This window comes from Klebsiella sp. PK18, assembly GCF_057784655.1.
The window spans coordinates 1,847,652-1,873,469 of the sequence record NZ_CM173493.1; the positions used below are offsets into that span (position 1 = coordinate 1,847,652).

Consider the following 25,818-nt stretch of genomic DNA (forward strand, 5'->3'; position numbering starts at 1 on the left):
GCGTAACTGTGTGCATAATGAAGCATAACTGAGTCAGGAGGGGCCATGTCACTGCAAAATTTAACCCGCTTTCCGCGTCTGGAATTGATTGGCGCGCCGACGCCGCTGGAGTATCTGCCGCGTTTGTCCGATCACCTTGGGCGCGAGATTTTTATCAAACGCGATGATACAACGCCGCTGGCGATGGGAGGCAATAAACTGCGCAAGCTGGAGTTTCTCGCCGCCGATGCGCTGCGGGAAGGGGCAGATACCTTAATCACCGCCGGCGCGATCCAGTCCAACCATGTGCGTCAGACGGCGGCGGTCGCCGCGAAGCTGGGGCTGCACTGCGTGGCGCTACTGGAAAACCCCATTGGCACCGGGGCGGAGAACTATCTGAGCAATGGCAACCGCCTGCTGCTGGATCTGTTTAATACCCAGGTTGAGATGTGCGATGCCCTGACCAATCCTGCAGAACAGCTCGACGAGCTGGCGACCCGCATCGAGGCGCAGGGCTATCGCCCCTACGTCATCCCGGTCGGCGGATCCAATGCGCTCGGGGCGTTAGGCTATGTGGAAAGCGCGCTGGAAATCGCCCAGCAGTGTGAAGGCGCGGTGGAGATCTCATCGGTGGTGGTGGCTTCCGGTAGCGCCGGTACGCATGCCGGGCTGGCTGTGGGACTCGAACAGCTGATGCCGCAGGCGGAACTGATTGGCGTGACGGTATCGCGCTCCGTCGCTGACCAGCTGCCAAAAGTGGTGGCGCTGCAGCAGGCCGTGGCCAACAGCCTCGAGCTGCAGGCGAAAGCCGATATCATGCTGTGGGATGATTACTTTGCCCCGGGCTACGGTACGCCGAACGAGGAAGGCATGGCCGCCGTGAAGCTACTGGCGCAACTGGAAGGTATTTTGCTCGATCCGGTCTATACCGGCAAAGCGATGGCCGGGCTTATCGACGGCATTACGCAGAAGCGTTTTAAGGATGAAGGACCGATTTTGTTCGTCCATACCGGCGGGGCGCCGGCGCTGTTTGCCTATCATCCTCACCTTTAATACAGAAACGACAGCATGCAAGAAAGTATCCAACTGGTCATCGATTCCGCTCCTTTTCTGCTCAAAGGGGCCGTCTTTACGCTGCAGCTGAGCATTGGCGGGATGTTTTTCGGCCTGGTGCTGGGCTTTATCCTGGCGCTGATGCGCATGTCGCCCCTCTGGCCGGTAAAATGGCTGGCGCGCATGTATATTTCCATTTTTCGCGGCACGCCGCTTATCGCCCAGCTGTTTATGATCTACTACGGCTTGCCGCAGTTTGGCATCGAGCTTGACCCGATTCCGGCGGCGATGATCGGCCTGTCGCTCAATACGGCGGCCTACGCGGCGGAAACCCTGCGCGCGGCCATCGCCTCGATCGACAAAGGGCAATGGGAAGCGGCGGCCAGTATCGGCATGACGCCGTGGCAGACGATGCGCCGGGCCATCTTACCCCAGGCGGCACGGGTCGCTTTGCCGCCGCTGTCCAACAGTTTTATCAGCCTGGTCAAAGATACCTCGCTGGCGGCGACGATCCAGGTGCCAGAGCTGTTCCGTCAGGCGCAGCTTATCACCTCGCGAACCCTTGAGGTCTTCACCATGTATCTCGCGGCCTCGTTGATCTACTGGGTGATGGCGACCGTCCTCTCCTCGCTGCAGAACTATTTTGAAAACCAGCTGAACCGCCAGGAGCGTGATCCGAAATGAGTGCGATAGAAGTGAAAAGCCTGGTGAAGAAATTCCATGGCCAGACGGTGCTCCACGGTATCGACCTGGAGGTACAGAAAGGGGAAGTTGTGGCGATCATCGGCCCCAGCGGCTCGGGTAAAACCACTCTGCTGCGCAGCATCAACTTGCTGGAGCAACCGGAGAGCGGCACCATCCGCGTTGGCGATGTGACCATCGACGCCGGTCGCAGCCTGGGGCCGCAGAAAGGACTCATTCGCCAGCTGCGCCAGCACGTCGGCTTTGTCTTCCAGAACTTTAATCTGTTTCCCCACCGTACGGTGCTGGAGAACATTATTGAGGGGCCGGTCATCGTAAAAGGTGAAGATAAGCAGGAGTCGATTGTGCGGGCGCGCGATCTGCTGGCGAAAGTGGGTCTCAGCGGTAAAGAGAATAGCTATCCGCGTCGCCTCTCCGGCGGTCAGCAGCAGCGGGTGGCTATTGCTCGCGCGCTGGCCATGCGTCCGGACGTGATCCTGTTTGATGAGCCAACCTCGGCCCTCGATCCTGAGCTGGTGGGGGAGGTGCTCAACACCATCCGCCAGCTGGCGCAGGAGAAACGCACGATGGTTATCGTGACCCATGAAATGAGTTTCGCCCGCGACGTTGCCGATCGGGCCATCTTTATGGATCAAGGGCGCATTGTCGAGCAGGGAGAAGCGAAAGCATTGTTCGCCTCCCCGCAGCAGCCGCGTACTCGCCAGTTCCTCGAAAAATTTCTGATGCAGTAAACCATGCGCTGACGTGGCGGCTTTCCCGGGGGAGGGCCGCCGCGTACAGCCTGTCTTCCCTGCGGCGCGCCACGCTCCTCGTCACCTCTTTGTGCTATTTCTCCCTGTGGCCGTATACACCGCTTCCCATCCCCCCTTGTAGGGTGTAGAAAATGACGGGAAAGTGAGCACGAGGTTCTGCGCTGAGAACGGGAAAAAGGCAAGCCTTCAGACTAATAAATGCGACACCGACAATATTTTATACATATAAATAAGATTTATGTGTTAGTTTTCTGTATTTATAATAATGATTATCAATCAGGAGTTATTTGCACAGCTATGAGGGACAATGATTTTTTCAGCTGGCGGCGGGATATGCTGCATCAATTTCAGTCCGTGGCCGCTGGTGAGGAGGTTTATAATCTCCTGCAACGAGAAACCGAAGCGCTGGAATATGATTACTACACGCTTTGTGTACGCCACCCGGTGCCTTTCACTCGCCCCCGCGTCACCTTCCAGTCGACCTATCCGCGCGCATGGATGTCGCACTACCAGGCCGAGAATTATTTCGCGATAGATCCGGTATTACGCCCGGAGAATTTTATGCGTGGTCATCTGCCATGGGAGGATGGGCTGTTTCGCGATGCGGCGGCATTATGGGACGGCGCCCGCGATCATGGTCTGAAAAAAGGGGTGACCCAGTGCCTGACGTTGCCCAACCATGCGCAGGGTTTTCTCTCTGTCTCCGCGAATAACCGTTTACCGGGCTCTTATCCTGATGATGAACTGGAGATGCGCCTGCGCATGCTGACGGAGCTAAGCTTGTTGGCGCTCCTGCGTCTGGAAGATGAGATGGTCATGCCGCCGGAGATGAAGTTCAGCCGCCGTGAACTGGAAATTCTGAAATGGACCGCGGAAGGGAAGACCTCGGCGGAGGTGGCGATGATTCTTTCTATTTCGGAAAATACGGTGAATTTCCACCAGAAGAATATGCAACGGAAATTCAATGCGCCGAACAAAACGCAGATAGCCTGTTACGCGGTGGCGACAGGGTTAATCTGAGAGCGCCTGTCGTTCTGCGTGCCAGACGTGACACCGGCTGTCAGGGATACTTTCAGCCGGTACAGGATTACTGACGGTAAGCTTGTTTAATTTGCTTAACGGTGCTGGAGAATACGGCAGCCTGAGCCTCATCTTCCATCTGCGCGATCTGCTTTTCCATTTTAATAATCACGCGACCCGCATCCGCCTGGCCCATCGCCTGCAGCATCAGCGTTATCATCGCTTTCAGGCAGGAGACTTCCTGCGCCAGTTCTTGATTATTTTCTGCAGTGGAAAAATCTGGTGTGCTCATCGATATCCTCGTTTACTCGCTGCGCTAATGCGCCTTACCCAATGTGAAGGCCGCGCAGTATACCACAAGCGACGGGAAAAAAAGGAGTGCTTAATTTCTGTTCTCTCATCTGAGCTGTGAATGATTCAGTGCTTCGGATAATACGTAATAGCCGCCAGGCCGCCATTAATTTATTCCATCTATTTAGCACGTTAATATTTGTTACATATTTTGCTGCGTATTTATGCGCTACGTAATCTGTTGTGTTTTTTGTGCTTTCTGTATGAGGATTGTTAAAAAATAAGACGACGGCAACTGACTGTTCTCAATGACTTTCCACTATGTGTGCACAGACATTGCCATAAATGAGCGGCAAATCGAGGTGAGGGCATTTTTTTGCCTTTTAAATTAGCAATAAAACCCGGTAATATGTGGGAGATAAAGTATCAGTAGCGTTATCCCTCATTCTGGAGATTATTCCTTTGATCAACGTTCTTCTTGTTGATGACCACGAACTGGTGCGCGCAGGGATACGACGCATTCTGGAAGATATAAAAGGGATTAAAGTCGCTGGCGAAGCCTGTTGCGGCGAGGACGCCGTGAAGTGGTGCCGGGCTAATTCCGCAGATGTCGTCCTGATGGACATGAACATGCCCGGGATCGGTGGTCTTGAAGCCACGCGCAAAATCGCGCGCTCCGTGGCGGGCACGAAAGTGATCATGCTCACCGTGCATACCGAGAATCCTCTACCTGCCAAGGTCATGCAGGCGGGGGCGGCGGGCTATCTTAGCAAGGGTGCTGCACCGCAGGAAGTGGTGAATGCGATCCGCTGCGTGGCGTCCGGACAACGTTACATTGCCTCCGATATTGCTCAGCAAATGGCGCTAAGTCAGATTGAACCGGAAAAAACGGAATCGCCGTTTGCCAGTTTGTCTGAACGCGAATTGCAGATTATGCTGATGATCACCAAAGGTCAGAAGGTGAATGAGATCTCAGAGCAGCTCAATCTGAGTCCCAAAACGGTTAACAGCTATCGCTACCGAATGTTCAGCAAATTAAACATTCATGGCGATGTGGAGCTGACCCACCTGGCAATTCGCCATGGCCTGTGTAATGCGGAGTCGTTAGCAAGCCAGTGAGTGATGTTTTTGACGCAAAAGCTTTCCTGAAAACTGTGACCAGCCAGCCCGGTGTGTATCGGATGTATGATGCTGGCGGGACCGTCATCTATGTTGGCAAAGCCAAAGATCTGAAAAAGCGGCTCAGCAGCTATTTCCGCAGCAATCTCGCGTCGCGTAAAACCGAAGCGCTGGTGGCGCTGATTGCGCAGATTGACGTGACAGTCACTCACACCGAGACGGAAGCGCTGCTGCTGGAGCACAACTATATCAAGCTGTACCAGCCGCGTTACAACGTGCTGTTGCGCGATGATAAGTCTTATCCTTTTATTTTCCTCAGCGGTGATACTCATCCACGTCTGGCGATGCATCGCGGCGCCAAACATGCGAAAGGCGAGTACTTTGGTCCTTTCCCCAACGGCTATGCCGTGCGGGAGACCCTGGCGCTGCTGCAGAAAATTTTTCCTGTTCGCCAGTGCGAAAATAGCGTCTATCGCAACCGCTCGCGTCCCTGCCTGCAGTATCAGATTGGCCGCTGTCTGGGGCCGTGCGTGGCGGGGCTGGTCAGCGAAGAAGAGTATGCTCAGCAGGTTGAGTATGTACGGCTGTTCCTTGCCGGCAAGGACGATCAGGTCCTGACCCAGCTCATCGCCAGAATGGAGAAAGCGAGCCAAAGTCTGGAGTTTGAAGAGGCCGCGCGCATTCGCGACCAGATTCAGGCGGTCCGCCGGGTGACGGAGAAACAGTTTGTTTCTAATACCGGCGACGATCTTGACGTTATCGGCGTCGCCTTTGAGGCCGGAATGGCCTGCGTCCATGTGCTGTTTATCCGCCAGGGCAAAGTGCTGGGCAGCCGGAGCTACTTCCCGAAAGTGCCGGGCGGCACTGAGCTGGGAGAGGTCGTGGAGACCTTTGTCGGTCAGTTCTACCTGCAGGGTAGCCAGATGCGTACCCTGCCGGGGGAGATTTTGCTCGACTTCAGCCTTGGAGATAAGACGCTGCTGGCCGAGTCGCTGTCGGAGCTGGCGGGACGTCGAATCAATGTGCAGACTAAACCGCGCGGCGACAGAGCGCGTTACCTTAAGCTGGCGCGCACCAACGCCGCGACGGCGTTAACCACGAAATTGGCTCAGCAGTCGACCATTCATCAGCGCCTGCAGGCGCTGGCCACCGTGCTGGAACTGCCGGCCGTGAAGCGGATGGAGTGCTTTGATATCAGCCACACCATGGGCGAGCAGACCGTGGCGTCCTGCGTGGTGTTTGACAGCAATGGTCCGCTGCGTGCGGAGTACCGGCGCTATAATATCACCGGCATCACCCCGGGCGATGACTACGCGGCGATGAATCAGGTCCTGCGCCGTCGCTATGGTAAAGCGATTGATGAAAATAAAATTCCGGATGTGATCCTGATAGATGGCGGAAAGGGGCAGCTGGCGCAGGCGAAAGCGGTGTTTGCCGAACTGGATGTTCCCTGGGATAAACATCATCCGCTGCTGCTGGGCGTGGCGAAAGGCAGCGATCGTAAAGCCGGCCTGGAAACGTTATTCTTTGAACCGGAAGGCGAGGGGTTTAGCCTGCCGCCGGATTCGCCCGCTCTGCACGTAATCCAGCACATCCGCGATGAATCGCACGATCATGCAATTTCCGGACATCGTAAAAAACGGGCGAAAGTGAAGAGCACCAGCTCGCTTGAGACTATCGAGGGAGTGGGGCCGAAGCGTCGCCAGATGCTGCTGAAGTATATGGGTGGGCTGCAGGGACTGCAGCAGGCCAGCGTCGAGGAAATTGCTAACGTACCGGGCATCTCTCACGGTCTGGCAGAAAAGATCTTCTACTCGTTGAAACATTAGGGGCTCTGTAGCAACATAGGGCTAATTTTTACTTACAACAGATAGTTACCCGTCACTATGCAATTTAATATCCCTACGTTGCTTACTCTGTTTCGCGTCATCCTGATCCCGTTCTTTGTGCTGGCGTTTTATCTCCCCTTTAGCTGGGCGCCGTTTGCCTGCGCGTTAATTTTCTTTGTCGCCGCCGTGACCGACTGGTTTGATGGTTTTCTGGCTCGTCGCTGGAATCAGAGCACCCGGTTTGGCGCCTTCCTGGACCCGGTGGCGGATAAAGTCATGGTGGCTATCGCCATGGTGCTGGTTGCCGAGCACTATCACACCTGGTGGGTCACGCTGCCGGCGGCGACCATGATCGCGCGTGAAATAATTATTTCGGCACTGCGCGAATGGATGGCTGAGCTGGGGAAACGCAGCAGCGTGGCGGTCTCGTGGATTGGCAAAGTTAAAACGACCGCACAGATGGCCGCCCTGGTATGGATGCTGTGGCGTCCTTATCCGTGGGTAGAGTGGGCCGGGATCGCGCTTTTCCTCGTGGCGGCGGTGCTGACGCTGTGGTCGATGCTGCAGTATCTGAACGCGGCGCGCGGCGATTTGCTTGATCAGTGATCGTTTCGCCGTTATTTTCAGCAAACGATGCAAAGTTGCGAAAAATACCGTTGACTCACCGCGAGAGATAAGTAGAATGCAACGCATCGAACGGCGGCACAGTCTTCCAGACGATAACAAAATCAAGTGATTAGCAAATAACTTGATAATGCGGGAATAGCTCAGTTGGTAGAGCACGACCTTGCCAAGGTCGGGGTCGCGAGTTCGAGTCTCGTTTCCCGCTCCAGATTAACAGCATCGGCAGTAGCGGGTGCTTCAGTATTAAAGGCGCGTTAGCAAAGCGGTTATGTAGCGGATTGCAAATCCGTCTAGTCCGGTTCGACTCCGGAACGCGCCTCCACTTTCTATCCCGAGCCCGGATGGTGGAATCGGTAGACACAAGGGATTTAAAATCCCTCGGCGTTCGCGCTGTGTGGGTTCAAGTCCCACTCCGGGTACCATTGGGATAAAAGCAGAATAATCAAAGCAATAAGCAGTGTCGTGAAACCACCTACGGGTGGTTTTTTTGTTTCAAAACCACCCATTTCATAATATCACTTCATACTAGTTTTCTTGTCCACCTTGCTCTTCCCCCAGGATAACCGCACCCGGCTAAACCGTCGCGCCTCGTGGAATAATGTCGTTGGGATTATTTCGCTCCCCCAAACCGGCAGGGGGAGGCAAATCGATACTCTGCGTGCCAGAGGCCGGAGGTGAAACCGTCTCTAGAGTTCGAGGTTGAACGAAAGGACTTTAGATATAATTACCATCTCATCTGTAAGCGAGGAGAATTTTCCGGTAAATCTTTCTTCAGACTCAGGTGTCAAACTATATAGTGAATAATTTTCACCCGAAGATATACGCTCCAGTTGAAGATAGGCGGGTTTCTGCAAGGCAAAAGCCAACAGATAGAAATTAGTCGTGTGGTGAGAAAGTTCAGTGACTAATTCAGGGAGTTGCTTTGCTATATCTATTTCCTCTCTACAGCAAATCACAAAAAGCTTCCCTTCTTTGCTTTTTAATATGTTTCTGAATCTTTTAACCGCTCGGACGTAATACTCATAATCAGCAGGGGTGTTTGGGTCGCGATGCGTGAATATATCATTCAGACGATATTTTTCTTTGTATTTATTGTGGTGTGCTCCGGGTTCTCGCGACTGGCGACGTAATGAGCTGTACTCATTTTTATCTAAAAATGAGGTAAAATCATCCCTCAGGCAGTCGATAATCATCGCTGGACAGGAAAATAGCCAGTCAAAAGGCAGTGATATCTTTTTCAGGTTGAATTTTTTCAATGTCCATGAAGTTAAACAATGGCTGCCCAGGGAGACAATATGTTTGACGTGCATTGAATCATCAGGAGCTCTCTCTGTTAACGCTTGTGGTGTGTAACTGAATTTATCAGATGACATTCTGGATTTCGTGAAAGCAATAAACTCGTCACTATGCATCAGCGATGAGTTAAGAAGTTCTGCTGATTCTGCAAGTGACTTATTAGCAATGGCGTTGAGGTAGTTTTTCAGACCATCGCTATCTGCCGGTCGACCGAGTAGCGTTTTATAGGTTGTTTTTATTAGATGTATTTTTAGGTATTTTTCTTTAATGTCATATCTCATTTTTTATCCAATTGAAGCTGTAGTCTTTCTTTATTTTATTGCTGCTAAAACAGGTAGGCATACAAATCGTGTGGGATTATGTCAAATAGACAGGATATTGGCAATCGAGGAAATACGGGCGGCTACAGAGGAAGCGGTTATTGAAGACGCTCGCAAGAATCTACGGATCCTGATACCTGAACTGACAGGGAAAATATCCCGGAGGAGAGCATCGCACGCAGGCGGATGAATACATCACGCTCAGCGGCGATCGTTCATTTGTCCCAGGACAAAACGATCTCTCCTTGCTACTATCAACCGGACTTTTATCCCAGCCTGCCGGAGGCATCATGTTCACAGGGCTTTGCGCATTTCCGTTGACGCCGCTGCATCAGCAGCATCTTGATGAAAAGGCGTTTATCCGTATTCTCTCTCGTCTTACCGATACCGGAGTCGACTCTCTGGGCATCTTAGGCTCGACCGGCAGCTACGCGTATCTGAGTCGTGAGCAGCGCAAGCGGGTGGTGCAGGTGGCGAAAGCGCATGTTGGGTCGATCCCGATGATGGTTGGCGTCGGCGCGATCGCTACCAGCGAGGTGCTGCGCCTGGTGGAGGATGCCCAGCAGGCCGGGGCGGATGCGTTATTACTGCCAATGATGTCCTATCAGCCGCTTTCTGCGGAGGAGATCTTTGCCTTCTACGAAGAGGTCTGTCGGCACGTCTCGGTTCCGGTTTGCCTGTATGACAATCCCCGCACCACTCACGTCACGCTGGCGGATGAGCTGCAGGGGCGCATCGCCGCCTTGCCGGCCATCGCCTCGATTAAAATTCCCGGCTTGCCTGAGCCGCAGGCGCGTGAGCGGGTGGCAACGCTACGCCGTCATCTTCCTGCCCGCGTTACGCTTGGCGCCAGCGGCGATGCCCTGGCGACGGCGGGATTGCAGGCCGGTTGCCAAGTCTGGTACTCGGTTTGCGGCGGGCTCTTTCCCCAGCTTTCAGGGGCGCTGGTAAGGGCGATTCGTTCTGGCGACGCGGCACGAGTTGCGGCGCTGAATGCGCAACTGGCCCCGCTCTGGCGATGCTTTGACCGCTATGGCGGCAGCCTGCGGGTAATCGCCAGCGCGGCGGCCATTCTGGGGCTGTGCGACCCTGACTGCCTTCCCCGCCCCTTGCTGCCGTTAGGGGAGGAGGCCATTCGCGATGTGGCGGCGGCGCTGCACGGCCTGGCCTGATGGGCATGGGCCGTGCAGCGCCTGGTGGCTTTCTGTCGGCAATTCGGCTACTGTAGGCCCGATTTTTACCATGCGAGCCTGTGAATGAATACCGGACCTTTAAACGAAAACGAACTGGAATGGCTGGACGAGACGCTGGCGAAATACGCCACCGAAGGCGCTATTCTGGATGTGTCTGAACTGGATGGCCTGCTGACGGCTATTCTCTCTGCGCCGACCGATATCGAACCAGCTCAGTGGCTGGTGGCGATCTGGGGCGGGGCGGATAATGTGCCGCGCTGGGCCAACGACCGCGAGCGCGATCGCTTTGTCGATCTGACGCTGCAGCATATGAGCGACATCGCTGAACGCCTGGAGTCCTATCCCGATCAGTTCGAACCGCTGTTTGGCACCCGCGAAGCGGAAGGTCAGGAGCTGACGATCGTCGAAGAGTGGTGCTTTGGCTACCTGCGCGGCGTAGCGCTGAGCGACTGGTCGACGCTGCCCGCTGAACTTCAGCCGGCGCTGGACGCTATCGCGCTCCACGGCAGCGAAGTGCAGTTTACCGCGCTGGATAATCTGACGGCGGATGAGTTTATCGACAGCATCGAGCGTATCACGCCGGCGGCGCTGGCGCTTTACCAGTACTGGATGGCGAATCCGCAGGCGGTGGTGGTTCCGCAGCCGGTCAGAAATGAGGCGAAGGTCGGACGCAACGATCCCTGCCCGTGCGGGAGCGGAAAAAAGTATAAGCAGTGCTGCTTAGCAAAATAAAACCAGGGGCCAGCCGGCCCCTTTTTTATCCCACCGCAGGCAGCAGTCCGGCGACGATACTGAACTGAATCGCCACAATACCGATCCCGCACAGCAGAACCAGCCACAGCGCCGGCGCGCCGCCGACCACCCGCCAGGCAGCCTGCGGATGTTGTCGGCGGCTCTTCATTGCCAGCAGGGCAGGCAACATCAGGGCCAGCACGGCGAGTGCCACCCCGGCGTAGCCCAGGGCCATAACAAAACCGCGGGGATAGAACAGGGCGAACGCCACCGGCGGCAGGAAGGTGATCGCGCCGCTCTGCAGACGTCCGCTGACGCTGTTTTTGCGTTGAAACACATCGGCCAGGTAATCAAACAAGCCGAGCGAGACGCCGAGGAATGAGGTCGCCAGCGCGAGGTCGGCAAACAGGTGCACGGCCAGCTCCACGTGCGGCGACGCCACCACTTCGCGGATCGCCTCCAGCAGACCGTTCAGACCGGCGTTTTTGGCCAGCAGCGCGGTAAAAGCGGGAGGGTTGATACTCCCCAGCGTCGCCAGCTGCCAGAAAATATAAGCCACCAGCGGAATAAAGCTGCCGATAATAAATACCCGGCGCAGTTTACGGATATCGCCGCCAAGATAGCTGACGATGCTCGGCACACTGCCGTGAAAACCAAAGGAGGTAAAGATCACCGGAATGGCGGACAGGGCCAGGCCTTGCTCAACCGGCAGCGTCAACAGATTGACCTGATGAATATGCGGCATCAGTAGCGCCAGCATAATCACCAGAAAGATGATTTTGGCGCTGAACAGGAAGCGATTGAATAAGTCGACCAGCGAGGTACCGATGCACACCACCGCCCCGCCCAGCGCCGTAAATAACAGTACGCCGGCCGCCGGCGGCAGCTGCCAGTCCAGCCACTGGTTGAGGCTGGAGGCGAGCAATTCACCGGCGCCACTGATATAGGCCGCCGTAAGGGCATACAGCAGAAACAGCATGCAGAACCCGGTTACCCACTGCCCGTAACGGCCCAGATAGCGTGCGGCCAGGGAACCAAGCCCCATGTCGGCAGGCACGTGCTGGTAGACTTCCAGCAGCAACAGGGCGGTATAGCACATCAACGCCCACAAGGTGAAAAGTAAACCCAGCGTGACGGCAAACCCGACGCCGGCGGCGGCCAAGGGCATCGCCAACATTCCTGCACCGATAGTGGTGCCAGCTACGATTAAAATACTGCCCAGAGTGCGGTTTTTCACGCTTTTCGCTATCCCTACAGCTAATAACAATAAATTATGCCGCGCAGAGTAGGGGATATTACAGCGTTCGTCAAATGAGGGTTACAAGTTCTGTAATTTTATCTTTACGCATTTAAGGGGGCGAAAGCCTGCGCTGGCGCAAGGCGCCGATGGCATGGCTGGCCTAAGCTGGTGGTTTTCAGGAGGGGTTATGTCTTCTATTCATGGTCATGAAGTTTTACAGATGATGCTCGCCTCGGGTGAGTCCTGGACGGTCGCCTCGCTGGAGGCCGCCATTCGCCGCCGCTTTGGCGAAGAGGCGCGGTTTCACACCTGTTCAGCAGAGAATCTAAGCGCCGCAGAGCTGGTGGCGTTTTTAGAGAAAAAAGGCAAATTTATTGCCAGAGAGGAAGGTTTTACTACCGCAGAAAATAAGATTTGCCGGCATTAAAATGGCCGCGACACGGGGGTGTCGCGGCGCGGAAGATTAATTCTGTGTGTCGAGGGTCGCCAGTTCTTTATCGATAAAGTACAGGCCTTCGCCACTTTTTCCAACGAGGGTCAGTTTATCAATCACCGATTTAAATAATTTCTCTTCTTCGTGCTGTTCAGCGACATACCACTGCAGGAAATTAAAGGTCGGGTAATCCTGACTGGTCATGGCGGCGTGCGCCAGTTCATTAATTTTTTGCGTGATCAGCTGCTCGTGCTCATAGGTCTGGCGGAACAGCTCGTCCAGTGAGGCATATTCGGCAAACGGGGAGGCGATCGCGTTGATGCGCGGCAGGCTACCGGTGTCGGTCAGGTAGTCGAACAGGCGCTGCATATGGGTCATCTCTTCCTGGGCATGGCGACGCAGGAAGGCCGCAGCCCCTTCAAAACTGTGGTAACTGCACCAGGCGCTCATCTGCTGATAAAGAAGAGAAGAATAAAGTTCAAGATTCATCTGTTCATTCAGTTTGTCGATCATTTCCGTTTTCAGCATTGTCGCGCTCCTGGAATTAAAAAATAGATGTTATCGGCTGCCACTATAATTTGTTATTTAATTATTTGCAAAAAGTAAATTTAAAAATGTTTTATTTAAAATGCTAATGGGAATAACACGCATTGGCAATTTAATAATAAATGAGAATGGTTTTAATTTATTATTAATTGTGGTGGAAAATGGTATGACCGGCCAACGGGCTGCGAGGTAGAGCGCGCGAGGTGAGGGGGGCATGCCTGGGGGCGGGGACCTGGCGACTGGACTGGCGGAGAGGGCGAAAGTGTGAAGCGCTGCGTAATTTTTAAAACAACTTTTCATAAAATTTGAAAGTTTGTTTTCCAGGTAGTAGAGTGCAGTCAACGCCAATGACATTCTGCGGGCAGGCCCGCACAGCATTCAGGAGAGTAAACCATGAAGATTGCACTGATGATGGAGAACAGCCAGGCGAACAAAAACGCCATCATCCTTAAGGAGCTTAGCGCCGTTGCTGACGAAAAAGGATTCCCGGTGTTCAACGTCGGCATGAGCGATGAGCACGATCATCATCTGACCTACATTCACCTCGGGATCATGGCCAGCATCCTGCTGAATTCGAAAGCGGTCGACTTCGTGGTCACCGGCTGCGGTACCGGTCAGGGGGCGCTGATGTCGCTGAATATTCACCCGGGCGTGGTCTGCGGCTACTGTATCGATCCGGCGGACGCGTTCCTATTTGCTCAGATCAACAATGGTAATGCGCTGTCGCTGCCGTTTGCCAAAGGTTTCGGCTGGGGCGCGGAGCTGAATGTACGCTTTATCTTTGAAAAAGCGTTTACCGGCCGCAACGGCGAAGGCTATCCGCCGGAGCGCAAAGAGCCGCAGGTACGAAATGCCGGGATCCTCAACCAGGTTAAAGCGGCAGTGGTAAAAGAAAACTATCTCGACACCCTGCGCGCCATCGATCCGGAGCTGGTGAAAACCGCGGTATCCGGCCCACGCTTCCAGCAGTGCTTCTTCGAAAACTGTCAGGATAAAGCCATCGAAGCCTTCGTTCGCCAGATCGTCGGTTAACCGTCATCAGGGCCAGCGCCGCTGGCCCTTCCATCATTATTTCTTCTTCTCCGACACGCTGCTGCCGGCCGTTTTGGCCAGATGCAGGCTGTCGATCATCCCTACCAGACAGATCACCGCGATAAAGACAAACGACAGACGAAAGCTGATCCCCGGTAGCGTGGAAAGGTGCAGCCAGTCGCCGACCTGCTCGCCCAGGCGAATGCCAATCGCCCCGAGCGTGATCCCCAGCCCCACCGCCAGCTGCGACGCGGTACTGAACAGCGTATTGGCATCACTCATCTGCGCGGCGGGGACATCGGCAAAGGCCAGCGTGCTTACGCCCGTAAACTGGATCGAGCGAAATACCCCGCCGAGATAAAGGATTAACATGATGGCCCAGACCGGCGTCTGCGGCGTGAGCAGCGCACAGGCCAGCAGTGAACAGACGTTCAGTGCACCGTTGATCAACAGCAGTCGGCGAAAGCCCAGCCAGCGGATCAGCGGCGTGGTGGCGGGTTTGATGGTCAAATTGCCGACAAACACCGCCAGCACCAGCAGGCCGGAGTGGAAGGGATCCATGCCGAACCCTACCTGAAACAGCAGCGGCAGCAGAAAGGGGACCGCGCTGATGGAGGAGCGGAACAGCGAGCCGCCATACATCGTCACCCGGAACGTTGGCACCTGCAGGGCGTCGAGACGAACCATGGGCGCCGTCGCCCGGCGGAAGTGGCGTATAGCATATGTCAGACAGCCGAAGCCAAGCACGGCGAGAGCCAGCGTCGGCCAGATCTGCGGCTGGTGATCGCCGAGCCGTTCCATCGCGGTGACCAGACTGACCATCGCGACTGCGGTGGTGATAAAGCCGGTGAGATCGAAGGAGCGCCGTTCCGTTTCGCGAATATCAGGGATAATGCGCAGCGCAAGGATGATGGCTGCGAGGCCCAGCGGGACATTGATAAAGAAGATCCAGTGCCAGCTGGCGTAGCGGGTGATAAAGCCGCCCAAAGGCGGGCCGATAATGGGGGCCACCAGCGCCGGCCAGGTGAGGGTAGCGATGGCTTTGATCAGCAGATGTTTCGGCGTGGTTCGCAGTACCGCCAGGCGACCGACAGGGACCATCAGCGCGCCTCCGATCCCCTGCAGGATACGCATGGCGACAAAAGTATGCACCTCGGTGGAGAGGCCGCAGAAGACCGAGGCAAGGGTAAAGATCGCCAGGGCGAGGGTAAAAATAGCGCGGGCGCCGAAGCGATCGGCGATCCAACCGCTGGCCGGGATCAGTACCGCTAGGGTGATCAGATAGGCGCTGATGCCGATATTCAGCTCGACCGCGGTGACGCCAAAATCTTTCGCCATATCGGGCAGCGCGGTGGCGATCACCGTCCCGTCGAGAAACTCCATAAAAAAAGCACCGGCCACCAGCAGCGCAGGCGCTGAAAAAGCACGTTCGTCTCTGGAAGAGATCGCGGTATTCATGTTGTCACTGCCATCAAGAATGTGAGCCTGAGCAAAGCGGCAGGAGAAGTTCCGCCAGCCAGTAGGGTAGATAAAAAAACCTGCGACGGCAGGTTTTTTTATCTGTGAAAATTTAGGGTACTATTACGCTCCTGAAAAAAGGAGTAATTAATGTCTCAACATCTTACCGAACACGATGAGCTGGTTTCCGATGTGGTTGCTTGCCAGCTGGTTATCAAACAGATCCTCGATGTCATTGACGTCATTGCGCCCGTGGAAGTGCGTGAAAAAATGACTACTCAGTTGAAAGCTATCGACTTCGCCAGCCATCCGGCCTCTGCCGATCCGGTGACCCTTCGCGCGGTGCAAAAAGCGATCGCATTGATTGAGCTGAAGTTTACCCCGCAGGAAGAGACGCATTAATAACAGGCCTCGCCGTTTACCGGCGGGGCCTTCTTCTTTAATGGGAAACGACGGTCTGCGCAGGCGCAGGGGCAGCATCTTTGAACAACTTGCTGTTGCCCCAACACTCTTCGTAGCGATGACCGACCAGATCCTCCACGATAACTCGTACATCCGGCGCGATATCGCTGATTTTTCCGCCCGCTTTGATCCGCGCGACTTCCTGCAGCACCACCAGATGAGCTTTACGATCCAGCTTCATCTGCTTGCTGAAGACGATGGCGGCCAACGCTAACGCGATCACCCCGACGCAGAATACCACCGCGATAGCGGTCACCGCGCTTTCCGGTTGGCTGTGCGCTTTTGACTGGAAACCGTAGAAGCTCAGGATCGCCCCCATCGAGAACACCACAATCGAGCGCAGAATTTTCCCTGAGAAGGTCATGGCGCCGGCATAGATCCCTTCCCGACGGCGTCCGGTGTAGATCTCATCGACATCGGCCAGGAAGGTGTAAACGGTCCAGGGAATGTAGTAAACCCCGCCGGTACCCAGGCCGAACAGCACGGTAATGCCGAACATCAGCACCGTCGCCAGGCCTGACGGCAGATGGAAGAACCACAGCGAGGTATACAGCAGGACCGCGAAAATCACGATCCCCAGCGCCAGAATATAGGGTTTACTGAAGCCTTTTTTCACGCACAGGCCGATAAACAGCGCCGTAGAGATCAGCTGCAGAATCGAGTTCAGGCTATTCAGTCCGGCGACCATCGCCGGGTCGTGCTGAAGAACGAATATCACGAAATAGGTAAAGATGGAGGCAAACAGCCATTCAGCGCCAAACCCGCACAGGTACATACCAAGATGTTTGCGGAATACGCGCAGATAAAAGGTGGAACGCATGTCTTTTGCCAGCGACAGCAGGGTGCTCAGCAGCCCTTTCCTGGCGCTGGTTTCTATCTCTTCCTCGCGCTTTCGTTCCCAGCTGCAAAGCCACAGGCAGGAAATCGCGACGATGAGGATAACGCCGTAGGTCAGACCGGTGAGGAAGAAAGGGGTGGCAGAATCTTTGCCATACAGCAGAATGAACTGTCCGGGAATAAACGCCGCAAGGAAGTTGGCTAGCTTGCCGAAAATGGCTTTATAGCCGGTCAGTTTTGAGCGCAGCGAGAAATCATCGGTCATCTCTGTCGCCAGCGTTTCATAAGGCACCATGATAGAGGTGTAGATGATCTCAAACACCACATAGGTGCAGAGGTAGTACCAGAAACTCAGGCCTTCCACCCACAGCAGCGGGTAGAACATCATCAAGGGGATGCCGATCAGCAGAAAGAAACGCCGGCGGCCAAAGCGCTTGCCTAAGCGCGTTTTGCCAAAGTTATCGGTGAGATAGCCCATCAGCGGGTTGCTGATAGCATCGATGATGCTGGCGACGGAGAAGATAAATGAGGCCTCGATCAGCGTCAGGCCGCAAAAAGTCGTATAAAAATAGAGCAGCCAGGCGCCGCTTATCGCCAGCGCGCCACTCCCCAACAGATTACCACCGCCGTAAGCTAACTGATGGCGTAACAAGATCGGTCTTCCCTGCAGCCCTTCAGGGGCTGAAGCCGTGTATCTAGCCATAAAAAATAAACCTCGTGTTTTATATTTTTGAAACACTGTTTTTATATTTCTTTGTGGCTTGATAAAAAGTGACCGCGCTCACTAATCCCTGAGAAGGGGTAACGGTGACGAGGGAATGCGATCGCGTTAAAACTTTTTTATTCTATTGGGGAATAAATGAGGTGGAAAAATTGACATAACTGATTTAAAGCGAGAGACGGGGCAGCGTGGGCACGCTCCCCCTGACAGAGCAAAAATGGCTGACTAATGCGGCTTCCGTGGTTCTCCGACCAATGCCATCAGACGCCGATCGGTCTGCTCCATTCCGAGACCAGCTTTATCGGCATTGCGGATTTCCTCAAGCACGCTTTGCAACAGCAGACCATCCTGTTGCTGCTCTTCCGCCAGCAGCGTCAGAAATCGCCAGGTGTTGTCGTCGCTTTGTGCCCTGGCTTCTTCGGCAAGACCGCTCAGCATACTGCTTCGCTGTTGGTAATCGTTCAGGGTTTGGGTAAACAGATCTTCCAGCGAGGTGCATTCGGGATTACAGGCGCGGTCGGGATTCACTATCGGCCAGCTGCCGGCTTTTTTCAGATAGTCAAATACGCGCATGGTGAGGGTAATGCTGCTTTGCGCGCGGGTGCGCAAAAATGTCGCGGCGCCGTCGAAGCGATGCCGGGCACACCACTCGCTTAAGTTCAGGTAAACGTTAGAGGCGTGAAACTCAAGATTCATCTGGGTGTTTAGCTTTTGTGCCATTCCTGGAACTGCCATAAAAAAATATCCTTATTAACCGGGAAGGGGTTACTGATGCGTGTCGACAGATCCTGCGGATAACCACAAGATAAAATAGTGACACGCGGCACTGTTGCAGAATAATAAAACTCTACACATTCCGTATGAGTCGGGTATTTTTTCCATTTGCCGACGATTTAAGAATACTCGCTCAACGGAATTAAGAAAACTCTCAATCGCGGTAATTTACGTTTTGTTACACCATTATTTTTAGAGGGTATCTGGACTGAAATCATGCGCCGTTGGCCGGGGCTTGCTGGCATCGCGTTAGTGATAAGTTATAGGTATTTGACTACGAAATTTGTCGTAGAACAGAGCGGAATAAGTTATTTCAAGCGTAATGTTTCTGGCTAATGATCATTATTTTTATTTTTTGTTGCAGGCTTTTATTTGAAGCGGAATATTTTTTCAATTCGGTATTAATTACGGAAAAGATCCGTTTTTTCGCGATATTAAGCGGTCCCGGTCGCCCGGCGATACGGGGCTGTTGTCACTGAGGAGGCACAGAGGCGAACGCCCTTTACGAGGCCGGCAATCGCCGGGGATAACAGCGCTGTAACCCTCTGTTAAACATCCTCTGACATCACAAGGATAAGTCTGCTGGTGGTATAGATGATCCTGCTATAGCCCGGTAAAATTGTATGACAATTGTGTCATTTTTTATGTCATTTTTTGCTAAATGTATGCACGCAATTACTGTAATTCCGCGATGTGATAATGCTCTCGTATGGAGAAATAATTTCCGGGTATTACTACTCTAACAACGGCAGTGGGGTATGCGATTTTTCTAATGCCTTGTTTTGATGCCGATAAAATTGTTAATTCCGATTTTTCCCTACATGAAAGCGAATTAAAGCTGGAGTTTACCATGCACAAATTTACTAAAGCGCTGGCGGCCATTGGTCTTGCTGCGGTTATGTCACAATCAGCTATGGCGGAAAATTTGAAACTGGGTTTTCTGGTGAAGCAGCCGGAAGAGCCATGGTTCCAGACTGAGTGGAAATTTGCTGATAAAGCAGGAAAAGATTTAGGGTTTGACGTCATTAAAATTGCGGTTCCGGATGGTGAGAAAACCCTCAACGCAATCGACAGCCTGGCAGCCAGCGGCGCGAAGGGCTTTGTCATCTGTACCCCCGATCCCAAGCTCGGGTCGGCGATTGTCGCCAAAGCGCGCGGCTATGACATGAAGGTCATTACCGTCGATGACCAGTTCGTCAATGCGAAAGGCAAACCGATGGAGAGCGTACCGCTGGTGATGATGGCGGCCAGCGAAATCGGCGCCCGCCAGGGGCAGGAACTCTATAAAGAGATGCAAAAACGCGGCTGGGATGTTAAAGACACCGCGGTGATGGCTATCACCGCCGATGAGCTGGACACCGCCCGTCGTCGCACCACCGGCTCCATCGATGCCCTGAAGGCAGCCGGCTTCCCGGACGCGCAAATCTACCGCGTGCCGACAAAATCTAACGATATCCCGGGGGCGTTTGACGCCGGTAACTCCATGCTGGTCCAGCACCCGCAGGTGAAACACTGGCTGATCGTGGGGATGAACGACAACACCGTGCTCGGCGGCGTGCGTGCCACTGAAGGCCAGGGCTTTAAAGCACCGGATGTGATTGGCATCGGCATCAACGGTGTGGATGCGGTCAACGAACTGTCGAAGGCGCAACCGACCGGCTTCTATGGTTCCCTGCTGCCAAGCCCGGATATTCATGGCTATAAAACCAGCGAAATGCTCTACAACTGGGTCACTAAGGGCGTTGAGCCGCCGAAGTTCACGGCGGTGACCGATGTGGTGCTGATTACCCGCGATAACTTCAAAGAAGAGCTGGCGAAAAAAGGGCTGTAACAGCCTGGTTGAACTGGCCCCCGCCGCGGCGGGGGCTGAGTGCTGAAGAGCGGAGTCGTTATGCAACAGTCTACCCCTTATCTCTCATTTCGCGGCATCACCATGACGTTCCCTGGCGTAAAGGCTTTGTCCGATATCAGTTTTGACTGCTACCCCGGACAGATCCACGCGCTGATGGGTGAAAATGGCGCAGGCAAATCGACGCTGCTGAAAATTCTCAGCGGCAACTATATTCCGACCGCTGGCCACCTGCAGATCGGCGGCCAGCAGATGGCGTTCAGCAATACCATGGAGGCGCTGAACGCCGGCGTGGCGATTATCTACCAGGAGCTGCATCTGATCCCGGAGATGACCGTCGCCGAAAATATCTATCTTGGCCAGCTACCGCACAGAGGCGGTATCGTCAACCGATCGTTGCTCAACTATGAGGCCCGCCTGCAGCTGGAACATCTGGGGCTGGATATCGATCCGGAGACGCCGCTGAAGTATCTCTCTATAGGCCAGTGGCAGATGGTGGAGATTGCCAAAGCGCTGGCGCGCAATGCCAAGATCATCGCTTTCGATGAACCGACCAGTTCGCTCTCCGCCCGCGAGATAGACAATCTGTTTCGCGTTATCCGCGAACTGCGGGAGGAGGGGCGAGTCATCATCTATGTTTCGCACCGGATGGAAGAAATTTTTGCCCTCAGCGATGCCATCACCGTCTTTAAGGATGGCCGCTATGTCTGCACTTTTGACGATATGCCGAGCGTCAGTCATGACGCGCTGGTTCAGGCGATGGTGGGGCGCAATCTGGGCGATATATACGGCTGGAAACCTCGCCCCTATGGCGAAGAGCGGCTGCGTCTGGAGGAGGTCAAAGCACCGGGCGTGCGTACGCCGGTCAGCCTCTCGGTACGCAGTGGCGAAATCGTCGGCCTGTTCGGGCTGGTGGGCGCCGGGCGCAGCGAACTGATGAAAGGCTTATTTGGCGGCACCCGGATCACCGGCGGTCAGGTGTATATCGATGGCCAGCCCGTCGACATTCGTAAACCGGCCCAGGCCATTCAGGCCGGGATGATGCTGTGCCCGGAAGATCGCAAAGCGGAGGGGATTATTCCGGTTCACTCCGTACGCGACAATATCAATATCAGCGCCCGGCGCAAGCATATTCACGCTGGCTGCCTGATCAACAACGCCTGGGAGGCAGACAATGCCGATCAGCATATCCAGTCGCTGAACATTAAAACACCGGGCCCGGAACAGCTGATCATGAACCTGTCGGGCGGCAACCAGCAGAAAGCAATCCTTGGCCGCTGGCTGTCGGAAGAGATGAAGGTGATCCTGCTCGATGAGCCCACCCGCGGCATCGACGTCGGCGCCAAACATGAAATTTACAACGTGATATATGGCCTCGCCGCCTCAGGTGTTGCCGTGGTGTTTGCCTCCAGCGACCTGCCGGAAGTGCTGGGCGTCGCCGACCGCATCGTGGTGATGCGCGAAGGGCAAATCGCCGGCGAACTGCTGCATGAAGAAGCCAATGAACAGCAGGCGTTAAGCCTTGCGATGCCAAAAGTGAGTCAGGCTGTCGCCTGAGTAAGGAGTAAATGATGTCATCTGTGACTACGTCTGGCGCTACCCGCTCTGCCTTTAGCTTTGCCCGAATTTGGGATCAGTTTGGCATGCTGGTGGTGTTTGCTGTGCTGTTTATCGGCTGCGTAATTTTTGTGCCCAACTTTGCCTCATTCGTCAATATGAAGGGGCTGGGGCTGGCGATCTCGATGTCCGGAATGGTGGCCTGCGGCATGCTCTTCTGCCTGGCCTCCGGCGATTTTGACCTGTCGGTGGCGTCGGTTATCGCCTGTGCCGGGGTCACTACCGCAGTGGTGATTAACCTGAGCGAAAGCCTGTGGCTGGGGATTGCCGCCGGCCTGCTGCTGGGCGCGGTCAGTGGTCTGGTCAACGGCTTTGTCATTGCGCGCCTGAAGATTAACGCCCTGATCACCACCCTCGCGACGATGCAAATCGTCCGGGGCCTGGCCTACATTATCTCCGACGGGAAAGCGGTGGGGATCGAAGATGAGCGCTTCTTCACTCTCGGCTACGCCAACTGGTTTGGTCTGCCGGCGCCAATCTGGCTGACGGTCGCCTGCCTGGTGGTTTTCGGATTATTACTAAACAAAACCACCTTTGGCCGTAATACGCTGGCTATTGGCGGCAATGAAGAGGCGGCGCGTCTGGCCGGGGTCCCGGTGGTGCGCACCAAGATTATTATCTTTGTGCTCTCCGGTCTGGTATCGGCCGCCGCGGGGATCATTCTGGCGTCGCGGATGACCAGCGGCCAGCCGATGACCTCGATTGGCTATGAGCTGATTGTTATTTCAGCCTGCGTGCTGGGCGGGGTATCGCTGAAGGGCGGGATCGGCAAGATCTCCTACGTGGTCGCCGGGATCCTGATCCTCGGGACCGTGGAGAACGCGATGAACCTGCTGAACATCTCGCCTTTCTCACAATACGTCGTGCGCGGTGTGATCCTGCTGGCGGCGGTGATTTTTGACCGCTACAAACAAAAAGCCAAACGCGCGGCCTGATTTCAGGCATAACTTTTAAGTCTACAGAGTAATTACCGCCAGCGCCCGTTTCGCTGGCGGTAACTATCAAAAATGGCGAGGTTGGTCACACTGTCTATACTTACATGGCTAACATATAATTAACAACCAGCTTCGGCTGGCCATGATAAGGAGGAAACAGGGTGGATAACCAGATATCTGTACCGCCTGCGCTAACCGGAAACTACGCTTTTTTCTTTGACCTCGACGGTACTCTTGCCGATATCCAACCGCACCCCGATCAGGTGGTGATACCCGACAACACGCTGCAGGCGCTCAACGCGCTGGCCCAGCAGCAGGGTGGGGCGGTGGCATTGATTTCAGGGCGCTCAATGGCTGAACTTGACGCGCTAACCCATCCCTGGCGGCTACCGCTGGCCGGCGTTCACGGGGCAGAACGCCGTGATATCAATGGTAAAACCTATATCGTTTCTCTGCCGTCGGCGCTGCGCGATGAAATCGCGACTGAGCTGACCTCGGCGCTGCAGGGGCTCCCCGGCTGCGAGCTGGAGAATAAAGAGATGGCCTTCGCGCTGCACTACCGCCAGGCTCCGCAGCAGCAGAGCGCAGTACTGGAGCTGGCTCAGCGCATCGTTCAGCGCTACCCGCTGCTGGCATTGCAGCTGGGTAAATGCGTGGTGGAGATTAAACCCCGCGGAGTGAACAAAGGGGAGGCGATCAGCGCCTTCATGCAGGAGGCGCCGTTTGCCGGCCGCGAACCGGTTTTTGTCGGCGATGATTTGACCGATGAGGCGGGATTTAGCGTGGTTAATCAACTGCAGGGAATGTCGGTAAAAGTCGGCGCCGGGGAAACTCAGGCGCACTGGCGGTTGGCGGATGCCGCCGCTGTAAGGACGTGGTTGCAACATTTGGCGTATGACGCGCAAACCGAAAGGAGGGATGACCATGAGTCGTTTAGTCGTAGTCTCTAACCGTATCGCCTTACCGGACGATAAAAAATCGAGCGCTGGCGGTCTGGCCGTCGGCATCCTGGGGGCACTGAAAGCGGCGGGGGGTCTGTGGTTTGGCTGGAGCGGCGAAATTGGCGATGACCAGCAGCCGCTGAAGCAGGTCTCCCGCGGAAATATCTCCTGGGCGTCGTTCAACCTGAATGAACGGGACCATGATGAATATTACAACCAGTTTTCCAACGCCGTGCTGTGGCCGGCCTTCCACTATCGTCTTGACCTGGTCAGCTTCCAGCGCGAAGCCTGGGAGGGATATCTGCGGGTCAACGCGATGCTGGCGGACAAGCTTCAGCCGCTGATCGAGCCAGACGATACGCTGTGGATCCATGATTACCATCTGCTGCCGTTCGCCAGTGAACTGCGTAAGCGCGGAGTGAACAACCGGATCGGCTTCTTTTTGCATATTCCATTCCCGACGCCGGAGATTTTTAACGCGCTACCGCCGCATGCCGAGCTGCTGGAGCAACTGTGCGATTACGATCTGCTGGGCTTCCAGACCGAAAGCGACAGAACCGCCTTTCTTGACAGCATTGCCATGCAGACCCGGCTCTCCGATCTCGGGGACAAACGCTATCAGGCATGGGGTAAGGCGTTCAGTACCGAGGTTTATCCGATTGGGATCGATCCGGACGAAATTACGCGCAACGCCAAAGGCCCGCTGCCGCCGAAGCTGGCTCAGCTGAAGAATGAGCTGAAAAATGTGAAGAATATCTTCTCCGTGGAGCGGCTTGACTACTCGAAAGGGTTGCCGGAGCGATTCCTCGCCTATGAGACGCTGCTTGAGAAGTACCCTCAACATCATGGCAAGATCCGTTATACCCAGATCGCGCCCACTTCCCGTGGCGATGTACAGGCCTATCAGGATATTCGTCACCAGCTGGAAACTGCAGCCGGACGCATCAATGGCCAGTTTGGCCAGCTTGGCTGGACCCCGCTCTACTACCTGAACCAGCATTTTGACCGTAAGCTGCTGATGAAGGTCTTCCGCTACTCTGACGTCGGGCTGGTGACGCCGCTGCGTGATGGCATGAACCTGGTGGCGAAAGAATACGTCGCGGCGCAGGATCCGGATAACCCCGGGGTGCTGGTGCTGTCGCAGTTTGCCGGGGCGGCGCAGGAGCTGACCAGCGCGCTGATCGTCAACCCTTACGATCGCGATGAGGTTGCCACCGCGCTGGATCGTGCTCTCAGCATGCCGCTGGCGGAACGTATCGCCCGTCATTCCGCGATGCTGGACGTGATCAGAGAGAATGATATTCATAACTGGCAGGCGCGTTTTGTCGACGATCTGCAGCATATTTCGCCGCGCAGCGAGGAGAGCCGTCTGCGGGGGAAGATAGCCACCTTCCCTAAACTGGCCTAGTTCAGGAAAAGGGCTAACCGGCGTTAGCCCTTTTCAAGGGAAACCAGCAGAACATCGACGCCGCTACTGCCGACGATATTTTTCGCCGAGCAGGTGGCGCGCGAGAAAAGCGAGTGGTTGTGATTGCCGCAGATCACCAGATCAACCTTGTGCGACAGGCAAAAGTCTTTGACATGGTGACCCAGTTCGCCGCAGGCGATGGTCATTTTTTCTATCGGGTAGTCCGCCTGACGTGCCAGCTCATTGAGAAACTCCCGCGTTTCTTCCTGCATCAGCTCACGCAGATTTTCCATCATCGGTGCGGCGAACTGGTTATACATTTCCGGATCCGTGGCGAAGGTAATAAAGCTCACTTTCGCGTTAACGGGGCGGGCAATTGACACCGCTTTTTTAATTAATATCTGACTTTCCGGCGTTGGCGCGACGGCAACCAGCAGATGTGAATAAGGCATCTGGCCTCCTTGAGATACGCGGAATAACCCTTCTTTCTTTACTCCTGTTTCCCCAGCGGCGCAAGGGTTGCTCCCGTGATTTGCGACGCTCTTCGCCAGTCCGTGTTTTCCTCACAAGATCACATAAATGAACCTGCCTTTTTATTTAAAAGAAATGCTGTTTTATAAATGAGTGAAGTAGAGACATCGTCTCTTTGTCATTT

General features: G+C 54.9%; 25 protein-coding genes, 3 tRNA genes and 2 pseudogenes. 21 read left to right on the forward strand and 9 right to left on the reverse strand.

Annotated features, from left to right (window positions below):
• Positions 1–45 precede the first annotated feature (45 nt).
• From dcyD to sdiA, 4 genes are all read left to right on the forward strand, one after another.
• Positions 46–1,032, forward strand: a complete 987-nt coding sequence (gene dcyD / locus AC3EMD_RS08965; RefSeq protein ID WP_008804214.1) for a D-cysteine desulfhydrase — start codon at positions 46–48, stop codon at positions 1,030–1,032.
• Positions 1,033–1,047: 15 nt separating this feature from the next.
• On the forward strand, positions 1,048–1,716 hold the full coding sequence (tcyL, locus tag AC3EMD_RS08970; RefSeq protein WP_008804215.1) for a cystine ABC transporter permease: 669 nt from the start codon (positions 1,048–1,050) through the stop codon (positions 1,714–1,716).
• Complete coding sequence (tcyN, locus tag AC3EMD_RS08975; protein WP_008804216.1) at positions 1,713–2,465, forward strand: L-cystine ABC transporter ATP-binding protein TcyN; 753 nt, start codon at positions 1,713–1,715, stop codon at positions 2,463–2,465. The genes tcyL and tcyN overlap by 4 nt, the downstream gene beginning before the upstream one ends.
• 318 nt (positions 2,466–2,783) lie before the next feature.
• Positions 2,784–3,506, forward strand: a complete 723-nt coding sequence (gene sdiA / locus AC3EMD_RS08980) for a quorum-sensing transcriptional regulator SdiA (protein ID WP_008804217.1) — start codon at positions 2,784–2,786, stop codon at positions 3,504–3,506.
• 67 nt (positions 3,507–3,573) lie between these two features.
• Here the strand turns inward: sdiA and AC3EMD_RS08985 are convergent, their stop codons facing one another.
• The gene (locus AC3EMD_RS08985; protein WP_004122104.1) at positions 3,574–3,798 is read right to left on the reverse strand and encodes a DUF2594 family protein; all 225 of its coding nucleotides are present in this window, start codon (positions 3,796–3,798) and stop codon (positions 3,574–3,576) included.
• 461 nt (positions 3,799–4,259) lie between these two features.
• Between AC3EMD_RS08985 and uvrY the strand changes: the two genes are divergently transcribed.
• The 6 genes from uvrY to AC3EMD_RS09015 all read left to right on the forward strand — a co-directional run bounded on the left by uvrY (position 4,260) and on the right by AC3EMD_RS09015 (position 7,791).
• On the forward strand, positions 4,260–4,916 hold the full coding sequence (uvrY, locus tag AC3EMD_RS08990; protein ID WP_002911539.1) for a UvrY/SirA/GacA family response regulator transcription factor: 657 nt from the start codon (positions 4,260–4,262) through the stop codon (positions 4,914–4,916).
• Positions 4,913–6,745, forward strand: a complete 1,833-nt coding sequence (gene uvrC / locus AC3EMD_RS08995) for an excinuclease ABC subunit UvrC (RefSeq protein WP_302074041.1) — start codon at positions 4,913–4,915, stop codon at positions 6,743–6,745. Before uvrY ends, uvrC begins: the two co-directional genes overlap by 4 nt.
• A gap of 57 nt (positions 6,746–6,802) precedes the next feature.
• On the forward strand, positions 6,803–7,351 hold the full coding sequence (gene pgsA, locus AC3EMD_RS09000; protein WP_008804219.1) for a CDP-diacylglycerol--glycerol-3-phosphate 3-phosphatidyltransferase: 549 nt from the start codon (positions 6,803–6,805) through the stop codon (positions 7,349–7,351).
• Positions 7,352–7,501: 150 nt separating this feature from the next.
• Positions 7,502–7,577, forward strand: a tRNA-Gly gene (locus tag AC3EMD_RS09005).
• A 40-nt stretch (positions 7,578–7,617) separates the two neighbouring features.
• Positions 7,618–7,691, forward strand: a tRNA-Cys gene (locus AC3EMD_RS09010).
• Between the two features lie 13 nt (positions 7,692–7,704).
• Positions 7,705–7,791 (forward strand) — tRNA-Leu (locus tag AC3EMD_RS09015).
• Positions 7,792–8,055: 264 nt separating this feature from the next.
• On the opposite strand, the gene AC3EMD_RS09020 is transcribed toward AC3EMD_RS09015, so the two are convergent.
• On the reverse strand, positions 8,056–8,946 hold the full coding sequence (locus AC3EMD_RS09020; RefSeq protein ID WP_048268577.1) for a DUF1796 family putative cysteine peptidase: 891 nt from the start codon (positions 8,944–8,946) through the stop codon (positions 8,056–8,058).
• 329 nt (positions 8,947–9,275) lie between these two features.
• Here AC3EMD_RS09020 and AC3EMD_RS09025 point away from each other — a divergent pair, with 329 nt between their 5' ends.
• Positions 9,276–10,157, forward strand: a complete 882-nt coding sequence (locus AC3EMD_RS09025) for a dihydrodipicolinate synthase family protein (protein WP_117267981.1) — start codon at positions 9,276–9,278, stop codon at positions 10,155–10,157.
• A gap of 84 nt (positions 10,158–10,241) precedes the next feature.
• Positions 10,242–10,910: a YecA/YgfB family protein gene (locus AC3EMD_RS09030; RefSeq protein ID WP_211750791.1), complete on the forward strand. Its 669-nt coding sequence runs from the start codon at positions 10,242–10,244 to the stop codon at positions 10,908–10,910.
• A gap of 25 nt (positions 10,911–10,935) precedes the next feature.
• On the opposite strand, the gene tyrP is transcribed toward AC3EMD_RS09030, so the two are convergent.
• Complete coding sequence (tyrP, locus tag AC3EMD_RS09035) at positions 10,936–12,147, reverse strand: tyrosine transporter TyrP (protein ID WP_012541234.1); 1,212 nt, start codon at positions 12,145–12,147, stop codon at positions 10,936–10,938.
• 190 nt (positions 12,148–12,337) lie between these two features.
• On the opposite strand from tyrP, the gene AC3EMD_RS09040 reads away from it, so the two are divergent.
• Positions 12,338–12,577 (forward strand): YecH family metal-binding protein, encoded by a 240-nt coding sequence (locus tag AC3EMD_RS09040; protein ID WP_004200338.1) that lies wholly within the window; start codon positions 12,338–12,340, stop codon positions 12,575–12,577.
• A gap of 36 nt (positions 12,578–12,613) precedes the next feature.
• Here AC3EMD_RS09040 and ftnA read toward each other — a convergent pair whose 3' ends face one another.
• Positions 12,614–13,111, reverse strand: coding sequence for a non-heme ferritin (ftnA, locus tag AC3EMD_RS09045; protein ID WP_008804225.1), 498 nt, complete (start codon positions 13,109–13,111; stop codon positions 12,614–12,616).
• A 57-nt stretch (positions 13,112–13,168) separates the two neighbouring features.
• Positions 13,169–13,279 (reverse strand): annotated as a pseudogene (locus AC3EMD_RS09050) (hypothetical protein); the annotation flags it as partial.
• A 243-nt stretch (positions 13,280–13,522) separates the two neighbouring features.
• On the opposite strand from AC3EMD_RS09050, the gene AC3EMD_RS09055 reads away from it, so the two are divergent.
• Positions 13,523–14,161, forward strand: coding sequence for an RpiB/LacA/LacB family sugar-phosphate isomerase (locus AC3EMD_RS09055; RefSeq protein ID WP_012967669.1), 639 nt, complete (start codon positions 13,523–13,525; stop codon positions 14,159–14,161).
• Between the two features lie 36 nt (positions 14,162–14,197).
• Here AC3EMD_RS09055 and AC3EMD_RS09060 read toward each other — a convergent pair whose 3' ends face one another.
• Complete coding sequence (locus AC3EMD_RS09060; protein ID WP_131008075.1) at positions 14,198–15,619, reverse strand: MFS transporter; 1,422 nt, start codon at positions 15,617–15,619, stop codon at positions 14,198–14,200.
• Positions 15,620–15,769: 150 nt separating this feature from the next.
• Here AC3EMD_RS09060 and AC3EMD_RS09065 point away from each other — a divergent pair, with 150 nt between their 5' ends.
• On the forward strand, positions 15,770–16,021 hold the full coding sequence (locus AC3EMD_RS09065) for a DUF2766 family protein (RefSeq protein WP_002911524.1): 252 nt from the start codon (positions 15,770–15,772) through the stop codon (positions 16,019–16,021).
• 37 nt (positions 16,022–16,058) lie between these two features.
• On the opposite strand, the gene AC3EMD_RS09070 is transcribed toward AC3EMD_RS09065, so the two are convergent.
• Positions 16,059–17,621 (reverse strand): MFS transporter, encoded by a 1,563-nt coding sequence (locus AC3EMD_RS09070; RefSeq protein WP_012967671.1) that lies wholly within the window; start codon positions 17,619–17,621, stop codon positions 16,059–16,061.
• A 14-nt stretch (positions 17,622–17,635) separates the two neighbouring features.
• Here AC3EMD_RS09070 and AC3EMD_RS09075 point away from each other — a divergent pair.
• Positions 17,636–17,800: pseudogene (locus AC3EMD_RS09075) on the forward strand (succinate dehydrogenase).
• Between the two features lie 64 nt (positions 17,801–17,864).
• On the opposite strand, the gene AC3EMD_RS09080 reads toward AC3EMD_RS09075, so the two are convergent.
• Positions 17,865–18,374, reverse strand: coding sequence for a non-heme ferritin-like protein (locus AC3EMD_RS09080; RefSeq protein WP_012541238.1), 510 nt, complete (start codon positions 18,372–18,374; stop codon positions 17,865–17,867).
• Between the two features lie 889 nt (positions 18,375–19,263).
• On the opposite strand from AC3EMD_RS09080, the gene AC3EMD_RS09085 reads away from it, so the two are divergent.
• The 5 genes from AC3EMD_RS09085 (at position 19,264) to otsA (ending at position 25,163) form a co-directional block, all read left to right on the forward strand.
• A complete protein-coding gene (locus AC3EMD_RS09085; protein ID WP_002911518.1) occupies positions 19,264–20,244 on the forward strand; it encodes an arabinose ABC transporter substrate-binding protein in 981 nt (326 codons plus the stop codon).
• 60 nt (positions 20,245–20,304) lie between these two features.
• Entirely contained in the window at positions 20,305–21,819 is a 1,515-nt protein-coding gene (gene araG, locus AC3EMD_RS09090) for an L-arabinose ABC transporter ATP-binding protein AraG (RefSeq protein ID WP_012967672.1), read from the forward strand.
• A 14-nt stretch (positions 21,820–21,833) separates the two neighbouring features.
• Positions 21,834–22,814: an L-arabinose ABC transporter permease AraH gene (araH, locus tag AC3EMD_RS09095; RefSeq protein ID WP_004203438.1), complete on the forward strand. Its 981-nt coding sequence runs from the start codon at positions 21,834–21,836 to the stop codon at positions 22,812–22,814.
• A 161-nt stretch (positions 22,815–22,975) separates the two neighbouring features.
• Positions 22,976–23,764 carry a trehalose-phosphatase gene (gene otsB / locus AC3EMD_RS09100; protein WP_046620986.1) on the forward strand — a complete coding sequence of 263 codons (789 nt, stop codon included), beginning with the start codon at positions 22,976–22,978 and terminating at the stop codon, positions 23,762–23,764.
• Positions 23,739–25,163 carry an alpha,alpha-trehalose-phosphate synthase gene (gene otsA, locus AC3EMD_RS09105; RefSeq protein ID WP_049156614.1) on the forward strand — a complete coding sequence of 475 codons (1,425 nt, stop codon included), beginning with the start codon at positions 23,739–23,741 and terminating at the stop codon, positions 25,161–25,163. Before otsB ends, otsA begins: the two co-directional genes overlap by 26 nt.
• Before the next feature lie 23 nt (positions 25,164–25,186).
• Here otsA and uspC read toward each other — a convergent pair whose 3' ends face one another.
• Positions 25,187–25,615 (reverse strand): universal stress protein UspC, encoded by a 429-nt coding sequence (gene uspC / locus AC3EMD_RS09110; RefSeq protein ID WP_012541242.1) that lies wholly within the window; start codon positions 25,613–25,615, stop codon positions 25,187–25,189.
• Positions 25,616–25,818: the final 203 nt, after the last annotated feature.

What these genes read in the sequence shown, in the direction of transcription:
- AC3EMD_RS09080 (WP_012541238.1), bottom strand. Translation starts at nt 18,374, where the DNA reads ATGGCAGTTCCAGGAATGGCACAAAAGCTAAACACCCAGATGAATCTT.
- AC3EMD_RS08985 (WP_004122104.1), bottom strand. Translation starts at nt 3,798, where the DNA reads ATGAGCACACCAGATTTTTCCACTGCAGAAAATAATCAAGAACTGGCG.
- sdiA (WP_008804217.1), top strand. Translation starts at nt 2,784, where the DNA reads ATGAGGGACAATGATTTTTTCAGCTGGCGGCGGGATATGCTGCATCAA.
- AC3EMD_RS09025 (WP_117267981.1), top strand. Translation starts at nt 9,276, where the DNA reads ATGTTCACAGGGCTTTGCGCATTTCCGTTGACGCCGCTGCATCAGCAG.
- araH (WP_004203438.1), top strand. Translation starts at nt 21,834, where the DNA reads ATGTCATCTGTGACTACGTCTGGCGCTACCCGCTCTGCCTTTAGCTTT.
- tcyN (WP_008804216.1), top strand. Translation starts at nt 1,713, where the DNA reads ATGAGTGCGATAGAAGTGAAAAGCCTGGTGAAGAAATTCCATGGCCAG.
- tcyL (WP_008804215.1), top strand. Translation starts at nt 1,048, where the DNA reads ATGCAAGAAAGTATCCAACTGGTCATCGATTCCGCTCCTTTTCTGCTC.
- AC3EMD_RS09065 (WP_002911524.1), top strand. Translation starts at nt 15,770, where the DNA reads ATGTCTCAACATCTTACCGAACACGATGAGCTGGTTTCCGATGTGGTT.
- araG (WP_012967672.1), top strand. Translation starts at nt 20,305, where the DNA reads ATGCAACAGTCTACCCCTTATCTCTCATTTCGCGGCATCACCATGACG.
- AC3EMD_RS09060 (WP_131008075.1), bottom strand. Translation starts at nt 15,619, where the DNA reads ATGAATACCGCGATCTCTTCCAGAGACGAACGTGCTTTTTCAGCGCCT.
- otsA (WP_049156614.1), top strand. Translation starts at nt 23,739, where the DNA reads ATGAGTCGTTTAGTCGTAGTCTCTAACCGTATCGCCTTACCGGACGAT.
- AC3EMD_RS09085 (WP_002911518.1), top strand. Translation starts at nt 19,264, where the DNA reads ATGCACAAATTTACTAAAGCGCTGGCGGCCATTGGTCTTGCTGCGGTT.
- ftnA (WP_008804225.1), bottom strand. Translation starts at nt 13,111, where the DNA reads ATGCTGAAAACGGAAATGATCGACAAACTGAATGAACAGATGAATCTT.
- AC3EMD_RS09030 (WP_211750791.1), top strand. Translation starts at nt 10,242, where the DNA reads ATGAATACCGGACCTTTAAACGAAAACGAACTGGAATGGCTGGACGAG.
- AC3EMD_RS09040 (WP_004200338.1), top strand. Translation starts at nt 12,338, where the DNA reads ATGTCTTCTATTCATGGTCATGAAGTTTTACAGATGATGCTCGCCTCG.
- dcyD (WP_008804214.1), top strand. Translation starts at nt 46, where the DNA reads ATGTCACTGCAAAATTTAACCCGCTTTCCGCGTCTGGAATTGATTGGC.
- AC3EMD_RS09020 (WP_048268577.1), bottom strand. Translation starts at nt 8,946, where the DNA reads ATGAGATATGACATTAAAGAAAAATACCTAAAAATACATCTAATAAAA.
- AC3EMD_RS09055 (WP_012967669.1), top strand. Translation starts at nt 13,523, where the DNA reads ATGAAGATTGCACTGATGATGGAGAACAGCCAGGCGAACAAAAACGCC.
- uspC (WP_012541242.1), bottom strand. Translation starts at nt 25,615, where the DNA reads ATGCCTTATTCACATCTGCTGGTTGCCGTCGCGCCAACGCCGGAAAGT.
- pgsA (WP_008804219.1), top strand. Translation starts at nt 6,803, where the DNA reads ATGCAATTTAATATCCCTACGTTGCTTACTCTGTTTCGCGTCATCCTG.
- AC3EMD_RS09070 (WP_012967671.1), bottom strand. Translation starts at nt 17,621, where the DNA reads ATGGCTAGATACACGGCTTCAGCCCCTGAAGGGCTGCAGGGAAGACCG.